The organism is Virgibacillus necropolis (assembly GCF_044793635.1).
In the GTDB taxonomy this organism is placed as follows: Bacteria; Bacillota; Bacilli; order Bacillales; family Amphibacillaceae; genus Virgibacillus_F; species Virgibacillus_F necropolis_A.
This window is the reverse complement of record NZ_CP084992.1, coordinates 1,860,288-1,881,904: the sequence shown is the minus strand read 5'-3', so window position 1 is coordinate 1,881,904 and position 21,617 is coordinate 1,860,288. Positions and strand designations below refer to the sequence as shown.

The 21,617-nt window shown below is 36.6% G+C and carries 17 protein-coding genes and 1 pseudogene; 13 read left to right on the top strand and 5 right to left on the bottom strand.

Going from position 1 to position 21,617, the window contains the following annotated elements:
• Positions 1-45 precede the first annotated feature (45 nt).
• The 3 genes and pseudogenes from LG329_RS08880 to LG329_RS08870 all read left to right on the top strand — a co-directional run bounded on the left by LG329_RS08880 (position 46) and on the right by LG329_RS08870 (position 4,877).
• Complete coding sequence (locus LG329_RS08880) at positions 46-954, top strand: DUF1002 domain-containing protein (protein WP_404456127.1); 909 nt, start codon at positions 46-48, stop codon at positions 952-954.
• Positions 955-1,444: 490 nt separating this feature from the next.
• A pseudogene (locus tag LG329_RS08875) lies at positions 1,445-2,985 on the top strand (MFS transporter).
• 209 nt (positions 2,986-3,194) lie between these two features.
• Entirely contained in the window at positions 3,195-4,877 is a 1,683-nt protein-coding gene (locus tag LG329_RS08870; protein WP_404456124.1) for a peptide ABC transporter substrate-binding protein, read from the top strand.
• A 66-nt stretch (positions 4,878-4,943) separates the two neighbouring features.
• On the opposite strand, the gene LG329_RS08865 is transcribed toward LG329_RS08870, so the two are convergent.
• Positions 4,944-5,312: a DUF3899 domain-containing protein gene (locus LG329_RS08865; protein WP_404456121.1), complete on the bottom strand. Its 369-nt coding sequence runs from the start codon at positions 5,310-5,312 to the stop codon at positions 4,944-4,946.
• Between the two features lie 308 nt (positions 5,313-5,620).
• Here LG329_RS08865 and LG329_RS08860 point away from each other — a divergent pair, with 308 nt between their 5' ends.
• From LG329_RS08860 to LG329_RS08835, 6 genes are all read left to right on the top strand, one after another.
• A complete protein-coding gene (locus tag LG329_RS08860; protein WP_404456119.1) occupies positions 5,621-7,327 on the top strand; it encodes a peptide ABC transporter substrate-binding protein in 1,707 nt (568 codons plus the stop codon).
• Positions 7,328-7,506: 179 nt separating this feature from the next.
• A complete protein-coding gene (opp3b, locus tag LG329_RS08855) occupies positions 7,507-8,436 on the top strand; it encodes an oligopeptide ABC transporter permease (RefSeq protein WP_404456116.1) in 930 nt (309 codons plus the stop codon).
• A gap of 1 nt (position 8,437) precedes the next feature.
• Entirely contained in the window at positions 8,438-9,583 is a 1,146-nt protein-coding gene (gene opp3C / locus LG329_RS08850; RefSeq protein WP_404456113.1) for an oligopeptide ABC transporter permease, read from the top strand.
• An 18-nt stretch (positions 9,584-9,601) separates the two neighbouring features.
• The gene (locus LG329_RS08845; protein WP_404456111.1) at positions 9,602-10,675 is read left to right on the top strand and encodes an ABC transporter ATP-binding protein; all 1,074 of its coding nucleotides are present in this window, start codon (positions 9,602-9,604) and stop codon (positions 10,673-10,675) included.
• Entirely contained in the window at positions 10,665-11,600 is a 936-nt protein-coding gene (locus tag LG329_RS08840) for an ABC transporter ATP-binding protein (RefSeq protein ID WP_404456108.1), read from the top strand. Before LG329_RS08845 ends, LG329_RS08840 begins: the two co-directional genes overlap by 11 nt.
• A gap of 768 nt (positions 11,601-12,368) precedes the next feature.
• Positions 12,369-13,139, top strand: coding sequence for a LysM peptidoglycan-binding domain-containing protein (locus tag LG329_RS08835; protein WP_404456105.1), 771 nt, complete (start codon positions 12,369-12,371; stop codon positions 13,137-13,139).
• An 88-nt stretch (positions 13,140-13,227) separates the two neighbouring features.
• Here the strand turns inward: LG329_RS08835 and LG329_RS08830 are convergent, their stop codons facing one another.
• On the bottom strand, positions 13,228-13,356 hold the full coding sequence (locus LG329_RS08830) for a hypothetical protein (RefSeq protein WP_404456103.1): 129 nt from the start codon (positions 13,354-13,356) through the stop codon (positions 13,228-13,230).
• Positions 13,357-13,691: 335 nt separating this feature from the next.
• Here LG329_RS08830 and LG329_RS08825 point away from each other — a divergent pair, with 335 nt between their 5' ends.
• Positions 13,692-14,885 (top strand): glycine C-acetyltransferase, encoded by a 1,194-nt coding sequence (locus LG329_RS08825; RefSeq protein ID WP_404456100.1) that lies wholly within the window; start codon positions 13,692-13,694, stop codon positions 14,883-14,885.
• Between the two features lie 36 nt (positions 14,886-14,921).
• A complete protein-coding gene (locus LG329_RS08820) occupies positions 14,922-15,878 on the top strand; it encodes an L-threonine 3-dehydrogenase (RefSeq protein WP_404456097.1) in 957 nt (318 codons plus the stop codon).
• A 279-nt stretch (positions 15,879-16,157) separates the two neighbouring features.
• On the opposite strand, the gene LG329_RS08815 is transcribed toward LG329_RS08820, so the two are convergent.
• A complete protein-coding gene (locus LG329_RS08815; protein ID WP_404456094.1) occupies positions 16,158-17,780 on the bottom strand; it encodes an ABC-F family ATP-binding cassette domain-containing protein in 1,623 nt (540 codons plus the stop codon).
• 429 nt (positions 17,781-18,209) lie between these two features.
• On the opposite strand from LG329_RS08815, the gene LG329_RS08810 reads away from it, so the two are divergent.
• Positions 18,210-18,830 carry a hypothetical protein gene (locus LG329_RS08810; RefSeq protein ID WP_404456092.1) on the top strand — a complete coding sequence of 207 codons (621 nt, stop codon included), beginning with the start codon at positions 18,210-18,212 and terminating at the stop codon, positions 18,828-18,830.
• A gap of 60 nt (positions 18,831-18,890) precedes the next feature.
• Complete coding sequence (locus LG329_RS08805; RefSeq protein ID WP_404456089.1) at positions 18,891-19,883, top strand: helix-turn-helix transcriptional regulator; 993 nt, start codon at positions 18,891-18,893, stop codon at positions 19,881-19,883.
• A gap of 44 nt (positions 19,884-19,927) precedes the next feature.
• Here the strand turns inward: LG329_RS08805 and LG329_RS08800 are convergent, their stop codons facing one another.
• Both LG329_RS08800 and LG329_RS08795 read right to left on the bottom strand, forming a co-directional pair.
• The gene (locus tag LG329_RS08800) at positions 19,928-20,560 is read right to left on the bottom strand and encodes a YpmS family protein (RefSeq protein WP_404456086.1); all 633 of its coding nucleotides are present in this window, start codon (positions 20,558-20,560) and stop codon (positions 19,928-19,930) included.
• Between the two features lie 15 nt (positions 20,561-20,575).
• Entirely contained in the window at positions 20,576-21,496 is a 921-nt protein-coding gene (locus tag LG329_RS08795; RefSeq protein WP_404456083.1) for an SGNH/GDSL hydrolase family protein, read from the bottom strand.
• Positions 21,497-21,617 lie beyond the last annotated feature (121 nt).

Below are 21,617 nucleotides of genomic sequence, written 5' to 3'. Positions count from 1 at the left end.
GGAAGAATGTGTTAAAATAAGCAATAAGAAGGAGTGACATAAATAATGATGAAATCCATAAAAATTGCAATGATGCTAGTAGTAGCTTTTGTCTTAATAATTGGTGTATCCAAGCCAACATACGCAACAACCAGTATTAATGAAAAGTTAGGTGTTCCAATTCTTGTGTTGGGTGCTAATTTATCTGACGCACAAAAAAATGAAGTCCGTGAGTTGTTAAATGTAAAAAATGATGAAACGGTAGAAGAATATACAATAACTGGTGACGATGCAGCAAAATATATTAACGGAAACCCTGATGCTCGTATGTTTTCATCGGCTAAAATTGTGCGCGAGGAAGAAGGCGCAGGTTTAACAATTAATATAGAAACTCCTGATAATATTACAGAAGTAACAAGTGAAATGTATGCAAACGCCTTGTTAACTGCAGGTGTGGAGAACGCAACGGTAGATGTCGCATCACCTGTTAAAGTTAGTGGGCATTCTGCGCTTACTGGAATCTATAAAGCGTATGATGTACAAGGTGTTGAGTTAGATAAAGAACGGATGGAACTTGCTAATGAGGAGCTTGGGGTTGCAACTGATCTTGCCAAAAAAGATGGGCTAAGTCAGGAAAAGGTAAGTGAGCTTTTAACTGAAATTAAAAAAGATATTGCGGAACAAAACCCAGCAACAAAAGAAGAGGTACAACAAATTGTTGAAGATCAATTAAGTAAGTTAAACATTTCATTAAGCGAAGCGGATCGCCAAATGCTTATAGATCTTTTTAACAAAATGCGTGATTTAAATATTGATTTTGATAAAGTGAAAAATCAACTGGAGGACTTAACAAATACGATTAAAGATAAAGTGGATGAGCTAGGATTAGATGAAGGATTCTGGACCAAAGTCGCAAATTTCTTTAGTGAGTTTTTCCAAGCGTTAAGTAACTTCTTTAAGGGGTTGTTTAATTAAAGATTGTTTTCGTAAAGGTTGTTGCTATTAAGAGAATAGATATATAATGCGGCGTAACTGCTGGTTGATTTCCGCTGCGGACAGTTGCTTTCCGCGGGCACGGCTTCAGCCTCCTCGCGGAAGCCCACCGCTGCGGGGTCTTCAGACTCGTGCTGTTCCCGCAGGAGTCAACTGTCCGCAGCTCCAATCAACTGCCATAATAGTGAAAGGGGCTATATGGTACTGCTTCCAGACACCATGTTAGCGGAGGAAAAACACGGAGACTCCTGCGGGAAAGCGAAGTGATTTTTCCGTAGCGGTCGCAGGGCACTGAACATGACTTTTGGTTAGGTCGCATTTTATATCAACTATGAAGATGAAAAGCAACTAAACTTACGAAAAAGGCCAATAGTAAAAGCGTAGGCAATGGGCGTCGAAGCTGGACGTGGCAAGGAAGTAGGATGGAGCTCTTTAAAGGGCTCTATTTTCAAGTGTATTGGAGGTACGAGAAATGTCCAAACAGAATGAAGGATCACAAAAATGGGCGATTACACTTTTTACTATTGGTGTATTTATGGCCGGACTAGATAACGGAATCATAAGCACTGCACTAACCACAATTAATGATTCATTTAATGTATCGCCATCATGGGGAACGTGGAGTATAACCCTTTACACACTCGGAATTGCAGTAAGTGTGCCAATCGTAGGAAAGCTGTCAGATAGGTTCGGGCGAAAACGATTATTTATAATAGAAATAACTTTATTTGCGATTGGTTCATTACTCGTTGCGATAAGTCCTTCATTTACCTTTTTGCTGGTTGCTCGTGTCATTCAGGCCATCGGTGGTGGCGGGATATTTATCATTGGAAGTTCGCATATCTTAGCAACCTTACCAAAGGATAAACAAGGCCGTGCACTAGGGCTCTTGGGAGGTATGCACGGAATTGCAGCGGTAATAGGTCCAAACCTTGGTGCAGTAATACTAGACATTACTGGTTCCTGGCACTGGTTATTTTTGATTAACCTACCGATTGCACTATTTCTTATTATAGGTGGAGTTGTGAAGATTGATGAATCCTATCCTGGCGAGTCCAAAGCTCTGGATTTTGTAGGAAGCATTCTATTGGCAGGAGCTATCCTTTCACTCATGTATGGAATTACTAAGTTGGATAGTCAATCGTTTATAGAAAGCGTAATGCAGGCTAATGTATTACCATTTCTTATTATAGGAATTGCTTTATTTGTTGTTTTATTAGTTTACGAGCGGCGTGTTGAGTCGCGTGGTGGGGATCCTATTCTCGCTTTCTCATTGTTAAAAACAAAGTTATTTCAAATAACGTTGTTGTTAGGATTTTTGTCTGGAGGATTTCTTGCTGGAATTATTTTCATCCCGGCATATGTACAACAAGTATTACAAGTGCCAGTTGAAAATGCCGGTTATTGGTTAACCCCACTTGCACTTGCATCAGGAATTGGAGCAGGATTAGGTGGATATTTAACGGACAAACGTGGTACAGCGCAAACCATAATTATTTCTGGTGTAATTGGGATTATAGGGTTTTTCATGTTCCCACTATGGGTGGCGGGAGTCTGGACATTTATAATTGCTAGTGTTCTTGCTGGTGTTGGACTTGGAATATTGCTTGGGGCACCATTAAATGTGTTAGTTGGTGAAAGTGCTAAAGACGGGGAGCAGGGTTCTGCGCTCGGCACTTTATCTTTAATTCGCCAGATTGGGTTAACGTTATTCCCAACTATTTATGCTGGATACATAACAGGAAGTCTTACAAACATCGAGCCAACAGTTAGGGTAAGTTCGGTGAAGATGTTGTTAGTTTTGAAGCACAAAACGAATTGAATTATGGTGATATCCAACAAAGAATTGGTCAAGTTACAGATAGTACTATGCAAGAAAAATTAGAAACAACAGTTACCACAATAATGGAAACAGGGTTTAACCACTTATTCATAACGGCAGGTATTTTAGCAGTATTGGTAACGCTGACCGGATTTTACATTGTTAAATATAGTAAACAACGAAATGCGTAATGTAATTTATACTAGTTATAGTAAAAAACACACAAAGTTAATGTAGGCAAAAAGATGTATCTTTTTAATCATAATGTTATTCTAGTGGAGTTTTGCCAAAAAGTCTTAAATAAAAGTAATGCAAACTAGTTTGAAAAATCGTATGATTCTAATTGTAGATAAATCCGTGTACGGGCATTTATAAAACACAATAGGGGGGTCATCATACGATGAAATTATCAAAATTAACATTACTTTTAGTACTAGGGCTTTTGCTAAGTATATTCCTGGCAGCATGCTCTAGTGATGATGGGAGCAGTACAAAATCAAGCAATGAAGACTCGGATGAAAAGACTGGCGAAGATGTTGAGCAAGTACTACATCTATTAGAAAGTGATACGATTCCAACGATGGATCTTACTTTGTCGACCGATGCACTATCTGCTATTTATATTGGAAATACGATGGAAGGTCTTTACCGTCTAGGTAAAAATGTAGAAGTAACTCCAGGCATAGCTAAGGACCATAAGGTAAGTGAAGATGGAACAGTTTGGACATTTAATCTTCGTGAAGATGCAAAGTGGTCAAATGGAGATCCTGTAACAGCACATGACTTTGTTTACGCGTGGAGACGTGCTGTAGATCCTGAAGTAGGATCTGAGTATGGACCATATATGATGGGTGGCGTTGTCAAAAACGCAACAGCAATTAGTAAAGGTGATATGCCGATTGAGAAATTAGGTGTAAAAGCTGATGGAGATTATACTTTTGTTGTTACACTTGAAAAACCAACACCATATTTCGAATCCTTAACAGCTTTTAGTACCTTTTTTCCTTTAAATCAAAAATTTGTTGAAAAGCAAGGCGATAAGTACGCAACAAGCTCTGATACATTACTGTCTAATGGGCCATTCTTATTAACAGATTGGAAAAGTACTTCAACAAATTGGAATTTAAAAAAGAACCCAGATTACTGGGATGCTGAAGCAGTACAATTGGAAAAAATGACTTTTGATGTAGTTAAAGATCCACAGGTTGGTGTGGATCTTTATGAAAAAGGTAAAGTGGATCGTGCAGGTGTTTCTTCTGATCTGGTTGATAAATATGCATCAGATGATGACTATACAACTACACTTGAACCAACTTTATTCTGGTTGAAACTTAACCAAACTACTTCAGATGCACTTGCAAACGTGAACATCCGTAAAGCGATTAGTAAATCGATAAACAAGCAAGCACTAGTTGACGAAATTTTAAATGATGGATCAGTTGTTGCTAATGGTTATATACCTAAAAATTTCAGTAAACATCCTGAAACTGGTGAAGATTTCCGTGAAATCAATGGAGATCTCGTAACATTTGATCCAGAAAAGGCAAAAGAACTATGGGAAAAGGGTCTTGAGGAGATTGGTAAGGAAAAAGTTGAGCTTGAATTTTTAGGTGGCGATGGTGAAACGACTAAACTCATGAACGAATTCATTGCTAACCAAATGGAAACAAATCTTCCAGGACTTAAAATTACTTTAAAAGAAGTCCCTTTTGAACAAAAGCTTGAATTGGATTCAAACATGGACTATGACATTCAATACAATGGATGGCTTCCTGACTTTCTTGATCCATACACATTCTTAAACTTATGGTTGACGGATGGTCAAAACAATAAGATGGGCTACTCCAATCCTAAGTATGATAAGTTAATTCAAAGTACTGTAAATGAATTGGCACTTAAGCCGGTTAAACGTTTCGAGGCATTTCTAGAAGCTGAAAAAATCTTAGCTGAAGATGCAGTGGTTGTTCCATTGTACCAAAGAGCTCGTGCACAATTAATTTCGCCGAAAATACAAGGAGTTATTAGAAACCCAATGGGTTCTTCCTATGATTATAAATGGGCAAGTGTTGGGGCATCAGAATAACTAGAGTAAAAAGAGAGTATATTCCATAGCGGAATATACTCTCTTTTTCAATGTGGGACTGTAGAGTTATATATAATATATAACGAGCAATAGCATCAGAAAAACCAATAAAGCGAATGTTTGAAATGCAATAAATCGGTAAAAGGTGATGCTAATGCGTTCGGAAAGCATTGGATTATCTCCCAGTTCTTCTAAGTAATCCCTGTTTTTGGACATAATTGAACGGAATCTTCGAAAACTCCATGTGATCCCATCAAAAAAGCGTCCTTTTATAATAAATAAAAATAACAATAAGATGAGATACACTAACAATACATAAAATAAAGAATTAATGAAATGCGTTAGATTGTATGTTGGAGAAGAGGTCATAAATAGTAGAATGGTTACAAAGATATTAATTAGAAAGAAAATCCATTTATTTTTTAAATAAATCATACTTGTACACCCTTTGAAATAGAATATCTCTAATTATAGCAAAGATAGGATGATTATAATATTAGATTCTAAAATGAAAGTATAGGAATAAGATTAATGCTTTATGAACGGAATAATGTTAAAAGTAAGTAAAATTGTATAGGTATATAGACCTATCTTTTGTAACGAGATTGTTATTATAATAGAGTTTTGAAAAAATTTATTAAAAAAAGTAATGCAAAATAGTTTGAAAAATTGTATAATGCTTATTGTAGATAATTTTTCTACACAAGCTTTTAGAAAAACAAAAAAGGGGAGGTCAACATACCATGAAATTGTCGAAATTTTCATTACTATTAGCATTAGGTCTTTTGCTAAGTATATTCATGGTTGCATGCTCTAGTGGAGAAGAGGGCAGCACAGAAACAAAAGATGGCGACTCAGGTGAAACAACTGAGGAACCTGCAGAAGAACCTGCAGAAGAGCCAGCTGAACAAGTACTTAATTTATTAAATGGGGATACTATTCCTACAATGGATGCTTCTTTAGCTACTGACGAATATGCATTCCAATTCCTAGGAACTACTATGGAAGGTCTATATCGTCTAGGGGAAGATGCTAAATTAACGCCAGGTATTGCTACAGAACATAAAGTAAGTGAAGATGCCCTAACTTGGACATTCACTTTACGTGAAGATGCAGTTTGGGAAAACGGGGATCCAGTAACAGCGCATGACTTCGTTTATGCATGGCAACGTGCTGTGAATCCTAAGACAGGCTCTGAGTATGGCCCATACATGATGGGTGGCGTAATTAAAAACGCTACAGCAATTAGCGCTGGCGAAAAACCTGTAAAAGAATTAGGTGTAAAAGCGGAAGGCGACTATACATTAGTTGTTACGCTTGAGAAACCAACACCATATTTTGAATCATTAACAGCTTTCGGTACATTCTTACCATTAAATCAAAAATTCGTTGAAGCACAAGGCGACAAATATGCTACAAGCTCTGAAACGTTATTAGCTAACGGACCATTCTTACTAGATGGATGGAAGAGTACTTCAACTTCTTGGGACTTAGTAAAAAATGAAAAGTACTGGGATGCTGAAACTGTACAATTAACAAAAATGACTTATGATGTAGTAAAAGATCCACAAGTTGCAGTGGACTTATATGAAAAAGGTGAAGTTCAACGTGCAGGTATTTCTGCAGAACTAGTTGATAAATATTCATCACATGATGATTTTACAATTACACCAGAAACATCTTTATTCTATTTGAAATTTAACCAAACAACTTCAGATGCACTTGCTAACGTTAATATCCGTAAAGCATTAAGCAAATCTATTAACAAGCAAGCTTTAGTTGATGAAGTTATCAATAATGGATCTATCGTTTCTAACGGTTATGTTCCTGCTGATTTCTCTGCTCATCCTGAAACTGGTGAGGATTTCCGCGAAATCAATGGAGATTTAGTAACATACGATCCAGAAAAAGCTAAAGAACTATGGAAAAAAGGTTTAGAAGAAATTGGTAAAACAGAAGTTAGCCTTGAATTCTTAGGTGGAGATGGCGAAACTACTAAAATCATGAACGAATATCTTGCTAACCAAATGGAATCTAACCTTGAAGGATTAGAAATTACGTTGAAGCAAGTTCCATTCGAACAACGCTTAGAATTAGATACTAACATGGACTATGATATTCAATTCTCTGGATGGGGTCCTGACTATCTTGATCCATACACTTGGTTGAACCTATGGTTAACTGATGGTGGAAACAATAAGATGGGTTACTCAAATCCTGAGTATGATAAATTAGTTCAAAGTACTGTAAATGAATTAGCTCTTGATCCTGTTAAACGTTTTGAAGCTTTCTTAAAAGCTGAAAAAATCTTAGCTGAAGATGCGGCAGTTGCACCATTGTATCAAAGTGCTCGTGCACAATTAATCTCACCCTCTATTAAAGGTGTAATTAACAACCCAATGGGTGCTACTTATGAATACAAGTGGGCAAGTGTTGGAGCAGCTGAATAACCAAAGATTTGTATTCTTAGAGGTAACTAATTAGAATATGCTAGGTTATGTAATTGGTAAAGGGAGTATATTCCTAAGTGGACATATACTCTCTTTTCCAATGCAATAAAAAAGTCGTATAATTTTAAACAATCGAACTTTTTCAACATGAATTTACAAAATTCTTGGGAGGTGCAAGTATGGCACGGTATTTACTAAAACGTATTATGTACATGGCTATAACTTTATTTTTAATTGCTACGATATCGTTCTTCCTTATGAAACTATTACCAGGGAGTCCGCTTAGTGCTGAAAACAAACTATCAGAGGAACAAGCTGCAGTTGTATTAGAGAAATACGGACTTGATGACCCGGTTCCAATCCAATACTTGAATTATATGGGTGGACTTTTGCAAGGTGATTTAGGAATCTCATTTGCGTTCTCTAATACACCTGTAACAGATATTATTATGGATAGAATTGGTCCATCGTTTCAGGTTGGTCTTCAAGCTATGATAGTTGGTACACTATTAGGAATACTCCTTGGTTTAGTAGCCTCAGTTTTCCATAATGGATTTCTCGACTATGGTTCCACGGTTTTAGCAGTATTAGGTACATCAATCCCATCCTTTGTATTTGCAGGCCTTCTGCAATGGGGATTAGCAGTTAAATTGGGTTGGTTCCCTGTAGCCCTATGGGAAGGTTGGGAGTACTCAGTGTTACCAACGATTGCATTAATGATTTTCCCATTGGCAGTATCTGCTCGTTTTACACGAACAGAAATGTTAGAAGTTCTAGGGTCGGATTTCATTCTTACCGCTAGAGCGAAGGGTGTTACGGAAACAGGTATTATCTTTAAACACGGACTACGTAATGCTTTGATCCCACTTGTTACGATAATGGGACCAATGTCAGTTAGTTTAATGACAGGAACACTTGTAATTGAACAAATTTTTGCAATACCTGGGTTAGGTGACCAGTTCGTATCATCAATTATGGTAAATGATTATCCTACAATAATGGGAACTACACTGCTGTTTTCAGTATTGTTTGTAGTTATTATATTAATTATTGATCTATTATACGGAATAATTGATCCTAGAATTAGAGTATCAGGAGGGGAGAGTTAAAATGGATCAGAATAAAATACCTAAAGAACTATTACAACCCCTCGAACGTCAAGAAGATACAAGTGAAAAAATTGAAAAACCAAGTAGAACGTTTTTACAGGATGCAACTAGAACATTCTTAAAAAACAAATTAGCAATAGTCTCCGTGATTATCCTGTTTATTATTATAATTATGAGCTTTTTTGGCCCGGGAATGAACGAATACGGCTATAATGATCAAGACGTTACAAGAGGAACAATGCCACCAAGAGTGAGTTGGTTGGATGATGCTGAATGGTCAGGTTTTGACGGAACTTTAAGTGGTGAGTATGATGGCGACGATGTTGAAGACGCTACTAAGAATGCTTATATGCGATATGATAACAAAGAAGATTTTATAGATATCGAAGTAGTTGATGAAGGAAATGGTACAAAAGATTCGGCAGTAGTTGAAGCTACTTACCATGTCTATGAGGCAAAAGGTTTGGATGACACATATTTCTGGCTAGGAACAGATAATTTAGGTCGAGATCAATGGACAAGATTATGGAAAGGTACACGTGTATCGTTATACATTGCCTTTTTAGCTGCAGCAATTGACCTTATCATCGGTGTAGCATATGGTGGTATTTCTGGATATGCTGGCGGTCGAATAGATAATGTCATGCAACGGATTATTGAAGTGCTTGTAGGGGTTCCAAACTTGGTTGTTATTTTACTCATGATAATCATCCTGCAGCCAGGTATACTTTCAATAACCATAGCCCTGACGATTACCGGTTGGATAGGAATGGCCAGGTTAGTCCGAGGGGAAATATTAAAACTTAAAAACATGGAATATGTATTAGCATCGAGAACGTTGGGTACAAAAGCTTCAAAAATAGTCACGAAGCATTTAATACCAAATATTAGTGGTGTCATTATTATTAATACAATGTTCACGATTCCTGGTGCGATATTCTTCGAAGCATTTCTAAGCTTCATTGGACTTGGGTTAGTTCCACCGGAAGCATCACTTGGTACACTAATTAATACAGGATTTGATTATCTTCGAATCTACCCGTTCTTACTTTTATATCCAGCAATTGTTATTTCCGTAATTATGATTGCGTTTAACGTTGTAGCGGATGGATTGCGGGATGCTTTTGACCCTAAAATGCATAAATAAAAAGGCAGGTGTTTATAAATGAGCAAATTACTTGAGGTTAACGATCTTAACGTATCATTTAACACCTTTGGCGGCGAGGTACAAGCGGTGCGCGGTGTATCGTTTGATGTAAACAAAGGAGAAACGCTGGCAATTGTTGGTGAATCAGGTTCAGGGAAATCTGTTACGACAAAAGCTATTATGCGTCTTCTGCCTAAGCCACAGGGTGTTATTAAAGAAGGATCAATCATGTTTGAAGGTGAAGATTTAGTTCATAAGTCTGAGAAAGAGATGCAAAAGATTCGCGGAAAAGATATATCCATGATTTTCCAGGATCCAATGTCATCATTAAATCCTACAATGAAAATTGGAAATCAGATTATGGAAGGCTTAATGAAACATCAGAAAATGAATCGTAAAGACGCAAGTGAACGTGCAGTAGAATTATTAAAGCTTGTAGGTATTCCAAATGCAGATAAACGCTTGCATCAATATCCACACCAATTTTCTGGTGGTATGCGTCAACGTGTTGTTGTTGCGATAGCACTCGCATGTAATCCAAAGCTATTGATTGCGGATGAGCCAACTACTGCACTAGATGTTACGATTCAAGCGCAAATTTTAGAATTAATGAAAGATATCCAAAGAGAAACAAGTAGTGCAATTGTTTTTATTACACATGATTTAGGTGTTGTAGCAAACGTTGCAGACCGAGTTGCGGTTATGTATGCAGGTAGAATAGTTGAAATTGGTACAACAGAGGAAATTTTTTATAACCCAAAACATCCATATACTTGGGGTCTTTTAGGATCAATGCCTACGCTGGATGATAATACTGACGACCTAGTCACTATTCCAGGTAGTCCACCGGATATGACAAATCCACCTAAGGGTGACGCATTTGCACCACGTAATGCATATGCATTAAAAATAGATGAAGAAATGCAACCACCAATGTTCAAGGTTTCAGATACACATTATGCTGCGACATGGTTATTGCATGAAGATGCTCCAAAAATGGAGCCACCAGCAGCGGTACAAAGACGAATGGACGGCTTTGCATCAACTGGTACAACTCCTGACGTTAAGGAAGGTGAAGTACATGACAGCTGAAAAACTATTAGAAGTTAGTAATTTAAAGCGTCATTTTAAAATTGGCAGAAAAGGTGTAGTCAAAGCTGTTGACGGCCTTAATTTCGATATATATCAAGGTGAAACATTTGGATTGGTTGGGGAATCAGGTTGTGGTAAATCTACGACTGGAAGAACAATCATTCGTTTATATGAAGCGACTGACGGAACAGTAAAATATAAGGGCGAAGATGTCCACGGTAAAAAATCTACAGCTGATATGAAAAAATTCAATCGCAAAATGCAGATGATTTTCCAGGATCCTTCATCTTCACTTAACCCAAGAATGACCGTTATGGATATCATTGCAGAAGGAATCGATGTGCATAATCTTGCAAAAGACGCGAAAGAGCGTAAAGCGCGCGTTGAGGAATTGCTTGTTACAGTTGGTCTGAACAAAGAACACGCGACACGTTTCCCACATGAATTTAGTGGTGGGCAAAGACAACGTATCGGTATTGCTCGAGCATTAGCTGTTAAACCAGAATTTATTATTGCCGATGAGCCTATTTCAGCACTTGACGTGTCAATCCAAGCGCAGGTAGTAAATTTATTGAAAAAGCTGCAACGTGAATACGGTTTGACGTATTTATTTATTGCACATGATTTATCAATGGTAAAATATTTAAGTGATCGTATCGGAGTTATGTACTATGGAAACATGGTAGAACTAGCTGATAGTGATGAGTTGTATCGAAATCCGTTACATCCATATACAAAGTCATTGCTTTCCGCGATTCCACTACCAGATCCAGAGTATGAACGTAATCGTAAACGTGTTGAATACGATCCAACAGTACACAACGTGGATGAAGAAATGGAATTTAGAGAAGTTGCTCCACGACACTGGGTGCGTTGTACGCCAACTGAATTTGAACAGTATAAAAAAGAATTGGAATCTAAATAAAGAAGAAACAAATATAGTAATCAAAAAAACCTTGCTTTCTTATTAAAGATAGCAAGGTTTTTTTGTGTATATAAACTGCTACGACATTACTGCTATGTTGATTTCCGCTGCGGACCGTTGCTTTCCGCGGGCACGGCTTCAGCCTCCTCGCGGAAGACCACCGCTGCGGGGTCTTCAGACTCGTGCTGTTCCCGCAGGAGTCAACGGTCCTCCGCTCCAATCAACTGCCATAACAGTGAAAGGGGCTATATATTACTGCTTCCAGAAACCATGTTAGCGGAGGAAAAACACGGAGACTCCTGCGGGAAAGCGAAGTCTTGAGACCCCGCAGTGAGCGGTTTTTGCTCGCGAGGAGGCTCAGCGCAAGCCCGCGGAAAGCGTAGTGATTTTTCCGTAGCGGTCGCAGGGCACTGAACATGATTTTTCGTTACGTCGCATTATATATCAACTATGAAGATAAACATCGGTCGCTTACACTTTTGTTCGTTTTTAGCCCACAACTAATAATATTCCCGAATTGTATTGCAAAAAACATATACTAGAATGATAGATTTTTGTCGAAAGTCCTCAAAAATACCACAATTTATAGTCCTTAATACCCGAATACCTGTAATAAAACAGTCCTTTGTTATAAACCTATCATAATTGTAATATATCAATGATTATTTAGTAATGCTTGTAATAGACTCTTAACTTCTCTGTAACTGCATTACCTATTTCGCTGTGATAATATAGGCAATGTCAGAAATTTGAGGAGGGACAACACCTATGAAGAAATTAATAGCAGCTCTTGCTATGAGTATCATTATTGCTGGCGCAGGAATTACAAACGTCTCAGCAGAGGAATATCAAGTAGAAAAAGGAGATACTCTTTGGGACATAGCACAAGAATACAATACATCGGTTGACGATTTAGTTGAAATAAATGCGTTGAAAACTACAGTGATTCAACCAAAACAAAAATTGTTTATTAATGAAATATATAAAGTTGAAGAAGGCGACACGTTAATCGGAATTGGAGAAAAATTCGACGTCAAAGTTGACAATATCAAAAAATGGAATAAATTAGAGTCTGATGTAATCTCAATTGGACAAGAACTTGAAATTAAAGGTGTCAACATAGATCAGGATCAAGACAATCAGCCAGCAAAAGCAAAAGAATCAAACGCAACTACTACTCAAGCAGAAACAAAAACTGAAACAGCAGAAGTAGAAAAATCAAATAACGAAAAAGATAATAGCTCAGAAGGTAAAACAATTAGTGTAGAAGCTACTGCATATACAGCTGATTGCCCTGGGTGTTCAGGAGTAACAGCAACAGGAATTGACTTAAATGCTAATCCAAATAAAAAAGTAATTGCAGTAGATCCAAACGTCATTCCATTGGGTACTGAAGTTTATGTTGAAGGTTATGGACGTGCTGTAGCTGGAGACGTTGGTGGAGCAATTAATGGAAATGAAATCGACGTTCATGTTCAAACTAAAGATGAAGCATATGCATGGGGAAGACAAACAGTTAACGTAACAATTTTAAAATAATAACAATTGAATAGAAAAAGCGAGCAATATAAAAGGAAAGCACTAATTTTGTTAGTTGCTTTCCTTTTCTTATATATGTCAAATAAACCTATAGTTTAATAGATGATGAATTTGTTTCTTTTTCAATTGTTTGGTTTGGATCACCTGTTTGCGTGTATCCAACAATGCCAAATCCGATAATAAGCATAAGGAATAGTGCAATTAACATTCTTTTCATTTTTTTCCCCCCGATAAGTTCTTCATACTAATTAGTATATTAAAAAAGTGACTATTTTACTATGTTTTTTTATGACAAAAACAGACAAATTTCTTACAAAAATGAAAGGTTTCGACAAAAATTAATGAATGTATGGTAGTGCTTTGAATGTGTATACTAAATTTAGCTCTTATTAAACATAATTAGCGAAATATGGTAAACTGTAATATGGAATGCGCAAGTAACTTGTGTCGAATTTTACACATGAGTTAAGCTAGCTATTAAAGACGGAGTGTATACTGGTTTTTAACGGTAAATGATAGAGCGCTTACATAATGATAAGGAGGATATAATCTATGACTAGTAAAGCATTACATTCATTTTTAGAAGAGAATATTGCCGATTTAAAAGAAAAAGGTCTTTATAATGACATTGAACCTGTTGAAGGACCAAATGGACCAGTCATTACAATAGATGACAAAGAATTAATTAATTTATCATCTAACAATTATTTAGGGTTAGCAACTGATGAACGTTTGAAAAAGGTTGCAAAAGAAGCTGTTGATTCTCATGGCGTAGGTGCGGGTGCCGTACGTACAATCAATGGTACGTTAGATGTCCATGTGGAGCTTGAGAAAAAGCTAGCTGAATTTAAGGATACGGAAGCTGCGATTTCGTATCAATCGGGTTTCAATTGTAACATGGCAGCAATTTCAGCTGTAATGGACAAAAATGATGCGATTCTTTCCGATGAGTTAAACCACGCATCAATTATTGATGGTTGTCGTTTATCTAAGGCAAAGATTATTCGCGTAAACCATTCTGACATGGATGACTTACGTAAAAAGGCAAAAGAAGCTGTAGAGTCCGGTAATTATAATAAAATCATGGTTATTACCGACGGAGTATTTTCAATGGACGGTGACGTTGCTAAATTACCTGAAATTGTTGATATTGCAGAGGAGTTCGATTTAATCACATATGTAGATGATGCACATGGATCTGGTGTAATGGGGAAAGGTGCTGGAACAGTAAAACACTTTGGCTTACAGAACCGAATAGACTTTCAAATGGGTACATTGTCGAAAGCAATCGGTGTAGTTGGCGGATATGTTGCCGGTAAAAGCAATTTAATTGATTGGCTCAAGGTTCGTTCTCGTCCATTCTTGTTTTCGACTGCTGTTACCCCTGCAGATGCAGTTGCGAGTACTAAAGCAATTGAGATATTGATGGAAAGTACTGAGTTAAATGAAAAGCTTTGGGAAAATAGTGACTACCTAAAAGACGGATTGAAAAAATTAGGATTTGATATTGGTGATAGCGAAACACCAATTACACCATGTGTCATCGGTGATGAATTGGATACACAGAAGTTTAGTAAAAAATTATATGAAGCAGGCGTTTATTGCAAATCAATTGTATTCCCAACTGTACCAAAAGGAACTGGCCGTGTGCGCAACATGCCAAGTGCAGCACATACGAAGGAAATGCTTGATGATGCGTTACGTATATATGAAAAAGTAGGAAAAGAAATGGGTATCATTTCGTAATTTCTACTGCTATAGAAATGTTGGAGGTAAAAACGAATGAAAAAGATTTTAGTAACAGGGGCTTTAGGGCAGATTGGCTCTGAGCTTGTAACGAAATTACGTGAAACATATGGTAAAGAAAATGTGGTTGGAACAGATATAAAAAAAAGAGACGACCACGACGATGCTGATGGACCGTTCGAAATTGTTGATGTAACAGATTATGATCGTTTATTCGAGGTATCAAAACAATATGGTGTAGATACCATCATGCATCTAGCAGCATTACTATCAGCAAAAGCAGAAGCAATCCCGAAAAAAGCTTGGGATATAAACATGGGTGGATTAGTGAATGCCTTAGAGGTTGCTCGTGAGCTTGACCTACAATTTTTCACACCAAGTTCCATAGGGGCATTTGGTCCAAACACTCCGAAAGATGATACACCGCAAGATTCTATTCAACGCCCGACAACGATGTATGGCGTCAACAAAGTAGCTGGAGAGTTACTCTGTGACTACTACTATTCTCGTTTTGGTGTTGATACTCGCGGTGTTCGTTTTCCTGGCTTGATTTCCTATGTGGCGCCACCAGGAGGCGGAACAACGGATTATTCTGTTGAAATTTATTACGAAGCTGTGAAAAACCAATCGTATACTTCTTATATTGGGGAAGGTACATACATGGATATGATGTATATGCCAGATGCCCTGAATGCAATCATACAATTGATGGAAGCTGATGCCAGCAAGCTTGAACACCGCAATGCGTTTAATATATCTGCCATTTCAGCAGAACCTGGGGATTTTGAAAAGGCTATACAAAAATATATGCCTGAGTTCGAGCTTCATTATGATGTTGACCCGGTTCGCCAAAATATTGCAGAGAGCTGGCCAAATCGAATTGATAGCTCCGCAGCCGCTAAGGAATGGGGCTTCAAAGCAGAGTATGATCTAGATAAAATGACGAAAGATATGCTGGAAAAAGTAGAAGCAAAATTTAATAAGACCGTTTAAGGTGTATGGAGGCGTCCTAGCTTTGGCTGGGCGCCTTTATTTTTGATGGAAATCTGATTGGCGGATATATTTGTGGATTGGCAGTTATTTTTAAGTAATGGCGGTTATATTTTTACATCAGCGGTTATTTTGTAGAATCAGCGATAAAAGAATTTAACGGCCGATATATTTTCAAATTGGCGGATAAAACATGAAATCGGCGGATAACACATTTCCTAGAACGATGTTTGATTCAATAAAAAAAGGGCGACACCCAATTTCGGTGTCGCTCCTTCTTCATTACCCTGCATACATTTCTGCGATATCTTTTTGTAACTTTTTATCCTGTACGTATTCGTCGTAGGTCATTTCTTTATCCACAATTCCTTTAGGAGTAATTTCTATCAACCGGTTTGACACACTGTGAACAAACTGATGATCGTGTGATGTGAATAAAATAGAGCCTTTAAATTTAATTAAGCCATTATTAAGTGCTGTAATAGATTCCAAATCCAGATGGTTTGTTGGTTCATCTAAGACTAACACGTTTGCACTGCTGAGCATCATTTTTGCCAACATACAACGTACTTTTTCTCCCCCTGAGAGCACATTGGCTTTCTTAAGTGCTTCTTCTCCAGAGAACAACATTCTACCCAAGAATCCTCGTAAAAATGTTTCAGTTTGATCTTGAGGTGAATATTGGCGTAACCAATCAACTAGTGGAAGCTGATTATCCTCAAAATACTTTGCATTATCTTTAGGGAAATAGGATTGGGATGTTGTGACGCCCCACTTGTAAGTCCCTGCATCTGGTTCCATTTCACCCATAATGATTTTGAGTAAAGTAGTTTTTGCTATATCATCGCGACCAACAAAGGCAATTTTATCGTCCTTATTAACGGTGAAACTCACGTTATCCAGTACTTTCTTCTCACCAATTGTTTTTGTTAAGCCCTCAACTCGAAGCAAATCATTTCCAATTTCACGCTCAGGATTAAAATTAACAAATGGATAGCGTCTTGATGAAGGTTTTATATCGTCTAGCGTGATATTATCAAGCAATTTTTTACGGGAAGTCGCTTGTTTAGATTTTGATGCGTTCGCACTAAACCGTGCAACAAAAGCTTGTAATTCTTTAATTTTATCTTCTTTTTTCTTGTTTTCTTCCTGTGCCATTTGTAAAGCAAGCTGGCTTGATTCATACCAGAAGTCATAGTTACCAATATAAATCTGGATTTTACCATAATCAACATCTGCAATATGGGTACAAACCTTATTTAAAAAGTGACGGTCATGGGAAACAACAATTACAGTGTTTTCAAAGTTAATTAAGAAATCCTCTAACCATTGAATAGCCTGGATATCTAATCCGTTTGTCGGCTCATCCAGTAACAAAATATCTGGATTACCAAATAATGCTTGTGCAAGGAGAACTTTTACCTTCTGATCACCAGCTAGGTCAGACATTTTTTTGTCGTGAAACTTATCATCGATACCAAGTCCCTTTAAAAGAACTGCCGCATCTGATTCTGCTTCCCAACCGTTCATTTCCGCAAATTCACCTTCAAGTTCAGCAGCGCGCATGCCATCTTCCTCAGAAAAATCAGCTTTCATATAAATAGCATCTTTTTCCTGTTTCACCTTATATAATCGTTCATGTCCTACTAAAACAGTATCTAGGACCTCTTTTTCCTCATAAGCAAAGTGGTCCTGTTTTAAAACAGCCATTCGCTCACCAGAAGACAAGGAAACATTGCCACTTTGAGGTTCAACTTCACCAGATAAAACCTTTATAAAAGTTGATTTACCAGCGCCGTTTGCTCCGATTAATCCATAACAGTTTCCAGGAGTAAATTTTAAATTTACATCCTCAAATAACTTTTTATCGCCGAAACGTAAGCTTACATTTGAAACATTTATCATATGTGTCATTTCCTCCATTAATAAAACTTGGCTTATCACGAATATTTAATGACGAAAGCCTTCGTATATATTTTATCAGATAAGAAAGTATAAATCCTTTCTTAGTGCATAAGGGTTTTCTAATATTTAATACATTGAAATTGTAAATTTTATAGTGAAAAAATTGCATCAACGTTAGATTACGGCATTTATACCAATTAGTCAATCTTAAGTATTAATTTCCATGAAAATGTAGAATTTTGTGCAGTATTTTCATATAGTAAAGAAAGTAAATTTAACTGCAAGGAATTATTTTTTAAAAATTCACTTTTTAAAGTAAATTTAAATTTATTTTTTGAAAAAGACTATATTTTTTTCAGTAAATGTGTAACAATTAATCAACACAATAAAAAAGTGTTAAAAGCATACCGTCACACGGAGGGGAATGCCATGGGAGGAAGAACGCTTTACTTTCTCTTTACAGATACTGGAACTTATTTATCCCGGGCAATTAATTATTGCACAAAGGAAGGCTTAAACCATGTGTCCATCTCATTTGACGATGAATTGCAGGAAGTCTATAGTTTCGGTAGAAAAAATCCAAGAAATCCGTTTATCGGGGGATTTGTGAAAGAGAATATTCACAGCGACTTTTTGAAAAATTCATCATGTGCCATCTATGCTTATCATTTATCTGATGCTGAATTTCAAAAGGTCCAAACAAAGATAAAAGAAATTGAGCTACAAGCAGGCGATTATAAATATAATTTTTTAGGACTTTTTGGTGTTATGCTGCAAATCGAAATAAATCGTGAACACGCAATGTTTTGTTCTCAATTTGTTGCGACTGTTTTACGAGGAGTAGAAGGATTTCAGCTTACGAAACCGGAATGTTTTATAACACCTTCAGATATCAGAGGATTATCTGGTTTACAATTGGTTTATCAAGGTAAGCTCAGTGACTATAAAGACAATATTGTAGAACCGAGATTAATCAGTAGTGAAACTGTTTTAACAAAGCAATCATTTACATTTTTATTATCAAAGGTAAAACGATTTGTGATTAGATAAGGAGGGCCATATACATTTGTAGATGGCTCTTTTTTGATATTAGAAGGGAGATCATAGGAAATGGAACGTGGCAGTAATTATCGATTATTAAAGGTAAAAGAAATTCTGTTTACGGAAACAGATGAGGTTAACGAAGTAGGAATCGATGAACTGAGTGAAAAATTACGAAATACCACTGGCGATCCAATGACAGTTGATCACCGTACGCTTAAGAGAGATCTGGAAATATTGGACGAGCTGGATTTTGAAATTGTAAAAAATAAAGGGAAGTTTGGAAAGATTTATTATAGCCACCAAGGCAGATTATTTGAAACATATCAATTGCGATTAATGGTTGATGCTATTTTATCAGCGCGATTTATTACGACAAATGAAAAGAAAAAATTAATCAAAAAAATGAAGCAGTTAACAAGTAAGCAAATTGGAAAAACATTGCCAGAACCGATTTTATTTAGTCAATCAACGAATGCGGACTATGATCTTGTTAAACTCAACATTGATTGTGTTCACCGTGCTATCTCAGAAGGAAAAGTTTTAAATTATAAATATGGCAAATATAATGTTGAAAAAGAATTTGAGTTTCATCGCAAGGGTGAATACTACCATGTTGAGCCATATGCATTAATTTGGCAAAATGATTTCTATTATTTAATTGGATATTTTGAAGAAACTGAGGAAATCAGGCATTACCGATTAGACCGGATTCGCGATATAGAAGTTAGTGAGCAATCCTTTGTGAAAAGCAAAGACTTCCATTTGCAAGAATACATAAATCAAAGCTTTCACATGTTTGCAGGAGAAGAAATTTGGATTAAAATACGCTTCCACTTAGAATTAGTTAATGTTGTACTGGATCGATTTGGAAAAGAAGCGGATATCAAAAAAATTGATGACGAGCATTTTGTATTAGCGACAAAAGCCAAGTTATCTGGTGGTCTAATCAATTGGATTTTGACTTGGGGTAACCAGGCAAAGGTGTTATCGCCTGACCACTTGGTAGATAGAGTGAAAGATAAAATCAAACAAATGAATGAAGTATATATGGAAGAATAAAAAAGGGTCTAAAGCAATCGTGAAATTTGCTTTAGACCTCTCTTTTATTCATTACTATCAGGTTTTATACCCAATGTTTTATAAGGAACATGAATTTTAAATGCAAGATTGTTAGCTTCTAAGTCGAAATTTTCGATGCTCACTTTAAAGTTACTACGTATATCCATATTTGTAACAGCTACATAGATTTCTTCTTCTTTAGGATTCACGGTAACCCATTCAGGCATAGGTAAGTACTTTTTCATATACTCCATAATTTTTTGATTTGGGAGCTCCAACAATCCAACTGAAATAGATTTTTGTTTTAAAATGACGTCCCCATTCTCTTGTACAAGTGGTTCAAAGTGAACAGAGAGTGGAATTGTTGAGGAGAATACAGGTAGTTCCCCTAATAAATGAACATCTTCCTTTAATTCAATACTATAATGGTGTCGTGAATTATCTAGTAATTTATCAAGATATGCATTGACTAGTTCATTTAAATTATCCTTCGATGTTCGCACAGTAAATTGCGAGCTCTTTTGTTCATCAACCTCTTCTGTAGAAGGTATGGTTGAACTTGAAACAGGCCAAAAAATTAATAGCATAATACCTAACACAATAACTACATTAATTGTGAGCAAGAGAAAAAAGTATTTCTTCCATTTTGATTTTACTTGTTTGTCTCGTCTTTTCATAGCTGCCCACCTTTCTTATACCTCATTATTATCTTTGTGCAAGTATTCTAAAACTCGCTCTGCTATTCGATGATAACCTTTATAATTTGGATGGAAGTTATCCCTCCAAAATAAATCTACATTAGGATCATCGAATAAATCAATTGTCGGAATGTATGTGGCATTGTTATATTTCTCTGTGATTTCTTTACCGGTTTCATTCCAATTTCGAACGATTACTCCAAGCTCCTTAATGCTGGGGAAATATTTACCAAATGGATCATAAAAACCCAGCAAATAAACTTCAGCGTTCGGATTTAATGTATAAATTTTCTCGAAAATTTTCTTTAAGTGCTCCTCGTATTTCACTCGTGCTTCCTTGAAGTCGTCCATGGTTATATTTGCAAAGTTTTCCTTAACAACCTGCATTATGTCGTTCGCACCAATTGTAATTAATACAATATCTGCATCGGAAATGGATGTTGCTACTTTTGGATCTTCAAGATACTTCAACAGTTGGTCAGCACGACGGCCACGTTTGCCGTAATTGTCAAATGTAACAGTAGTTTCCTCCGTTGAATTTAAGGCCTTCTCTAACATTCCAACATAACCACCGTTACCAGACTCATCACCAACGCCTTGTGTTAATGAATCACCAATAGCTACAACACTTGCTTCATTATTTGTGAAAAAATCAACAGTCTCTTGAACAGCGCCCGTTACCAAGTCTTTCACTTTTCCTGCAACATTATCCTCTGTTTCTTCTTCTTTTTCGTCGATTGGTTCTTTTTTTTCTTCTTCTTTGTCTGCTTCTTTATCTGGTTTATCTTTTTTTTCTTCAATTTTTGCTTTGTCTATCGCTTTGTCGATGGGGGAGTTTATATTTGATAGGATTGTAAAAGCCGTTAAACCTAACAAAAGAACTCCTAATATAATTATAGTTGTTTTTCTCCTCATGATGACCACACCTACGAATAGTATATTTTTTCTATGTTAAAAGGGTGTTTAATTCCCCTTACATTGTATACCCTTTTTTAATGAAAGTATCACAATTAATTCCATATCGGTTCTGATTTTT

Bases quoted from the DNA above. Each gene is read 5' to 3' on its own strand.
- LG329_RS08880 (WP_404456127.1), top strand. From the start codon at position 46: ATGATGAAATCCATAAAAATTGCAATGATGCTAGTAGTAGCTTTTGTC.
- LG329_RS08870 (WP_404456124.1), top strand. From the start codon at position 3,195: ATGAAATTATCAAAATTAACATTACTTTTAGTACTAGGGCTTTTGCTA.
- LG329_RS08865 (WP_404456121.1), bottom strand. From the start codon at position 5,312: ATGATTTATTTAAAAAATAAATGGATTTTCTTTCTAATTAATATCTTT.
- LG329_RS08860 (WP_404456119.1), top strand. From the start codon at position 5,621: ATGAAATTGTCGAAATTTTCATTACTATTAGCATTAGGTCTTTTGCTA.
- opp3b (WP_404456116.1), top strand. From the start codon at position 7,507: ATGGCACGGTATTTACTAAAACGTATTATGTACATGGCTATAACTTTA.
- opp3C (WP_404456113.1), top strand. From the start codon at position 8,438: ATGGATCAGAATAAAATACCTAAAGAACTATTACAACCCCTCGAACGT.
- LG329_RS08845 (WP_404456111.1), top strand. From the start codon at position 9,602: ATGAGCAAATTACTTGAGGTTAACGATCTTAACGTATCATTTAACACC.
- LG329_RS08840 (WP_404456108.1), top strand. From the start codon at position 10,665: ATGACAGCTGAAAAACTATTAGAAGTTAGTAATTTAAAGCGTCATTTT.
- LG329_RS08835 (WP_404456105.1), top strand. From the start codon at position 12,369: ATGAAGAAATTAATAGCAGCTCTTGCTATGAGTATCATTATTGCTGGC.
- LG329_RS08830 (WP_404456103.1), bottom strand. From the start codon at position 13,356: ATGAAAAGAATGTTAATTGCACTATTCCTTATGCTTATTATCGGATTT.
- LG329_RS08825 (WP_404456100.1), top strand. From the start codon at position 13,692: ATGACTAGTAAAGCATTACATTCATTTTTAGAAGAGAATATTGCCGAT.
- LG329_RS08820 (WP_404456097.1), top strand. From the start codon at position 14,922: ATGAAAAAGATTTTAGTAACAGGGGCTTTAGGGCAGATTGGCTCTGAG.
- LG329_RS08815 (WP_404456094.1), bottom strand. From the start codon at position 17,780: ATGATAAATGTTTCAAATGTAAGCTTACGTTTCGGCGATAAAAAGTTA.
- LG329_RS08810 (WP_404456092.1), top strand. From the start codon at position 18,210: ATGGGAGGAAGAACGCTTTACTTTCTCTTTACAGATACTGGAACTTAT.
- LG329_RS08805 (WP_404456089.1), top strand. From the start codon at position 18,891: ATGGAACGTGGCAGTAATTATCGATTATTAAAGGTAAAAGAAATTCTG.
- LG329_RS08800 (WP_404456086.1), bottom strand. From the start codon at position 20,560: ATGAAAAGACGAGACAAACAAGTAAAATCAAAATGGAAGAAATACTTT.
- LG329_RS08795 (WP_404456083.1), bottom strand. From the start codon at position 21,496: ATGAGGAGAAAAACAACTATAATTATATTAGGAGTTCTTTTGTTAGGT.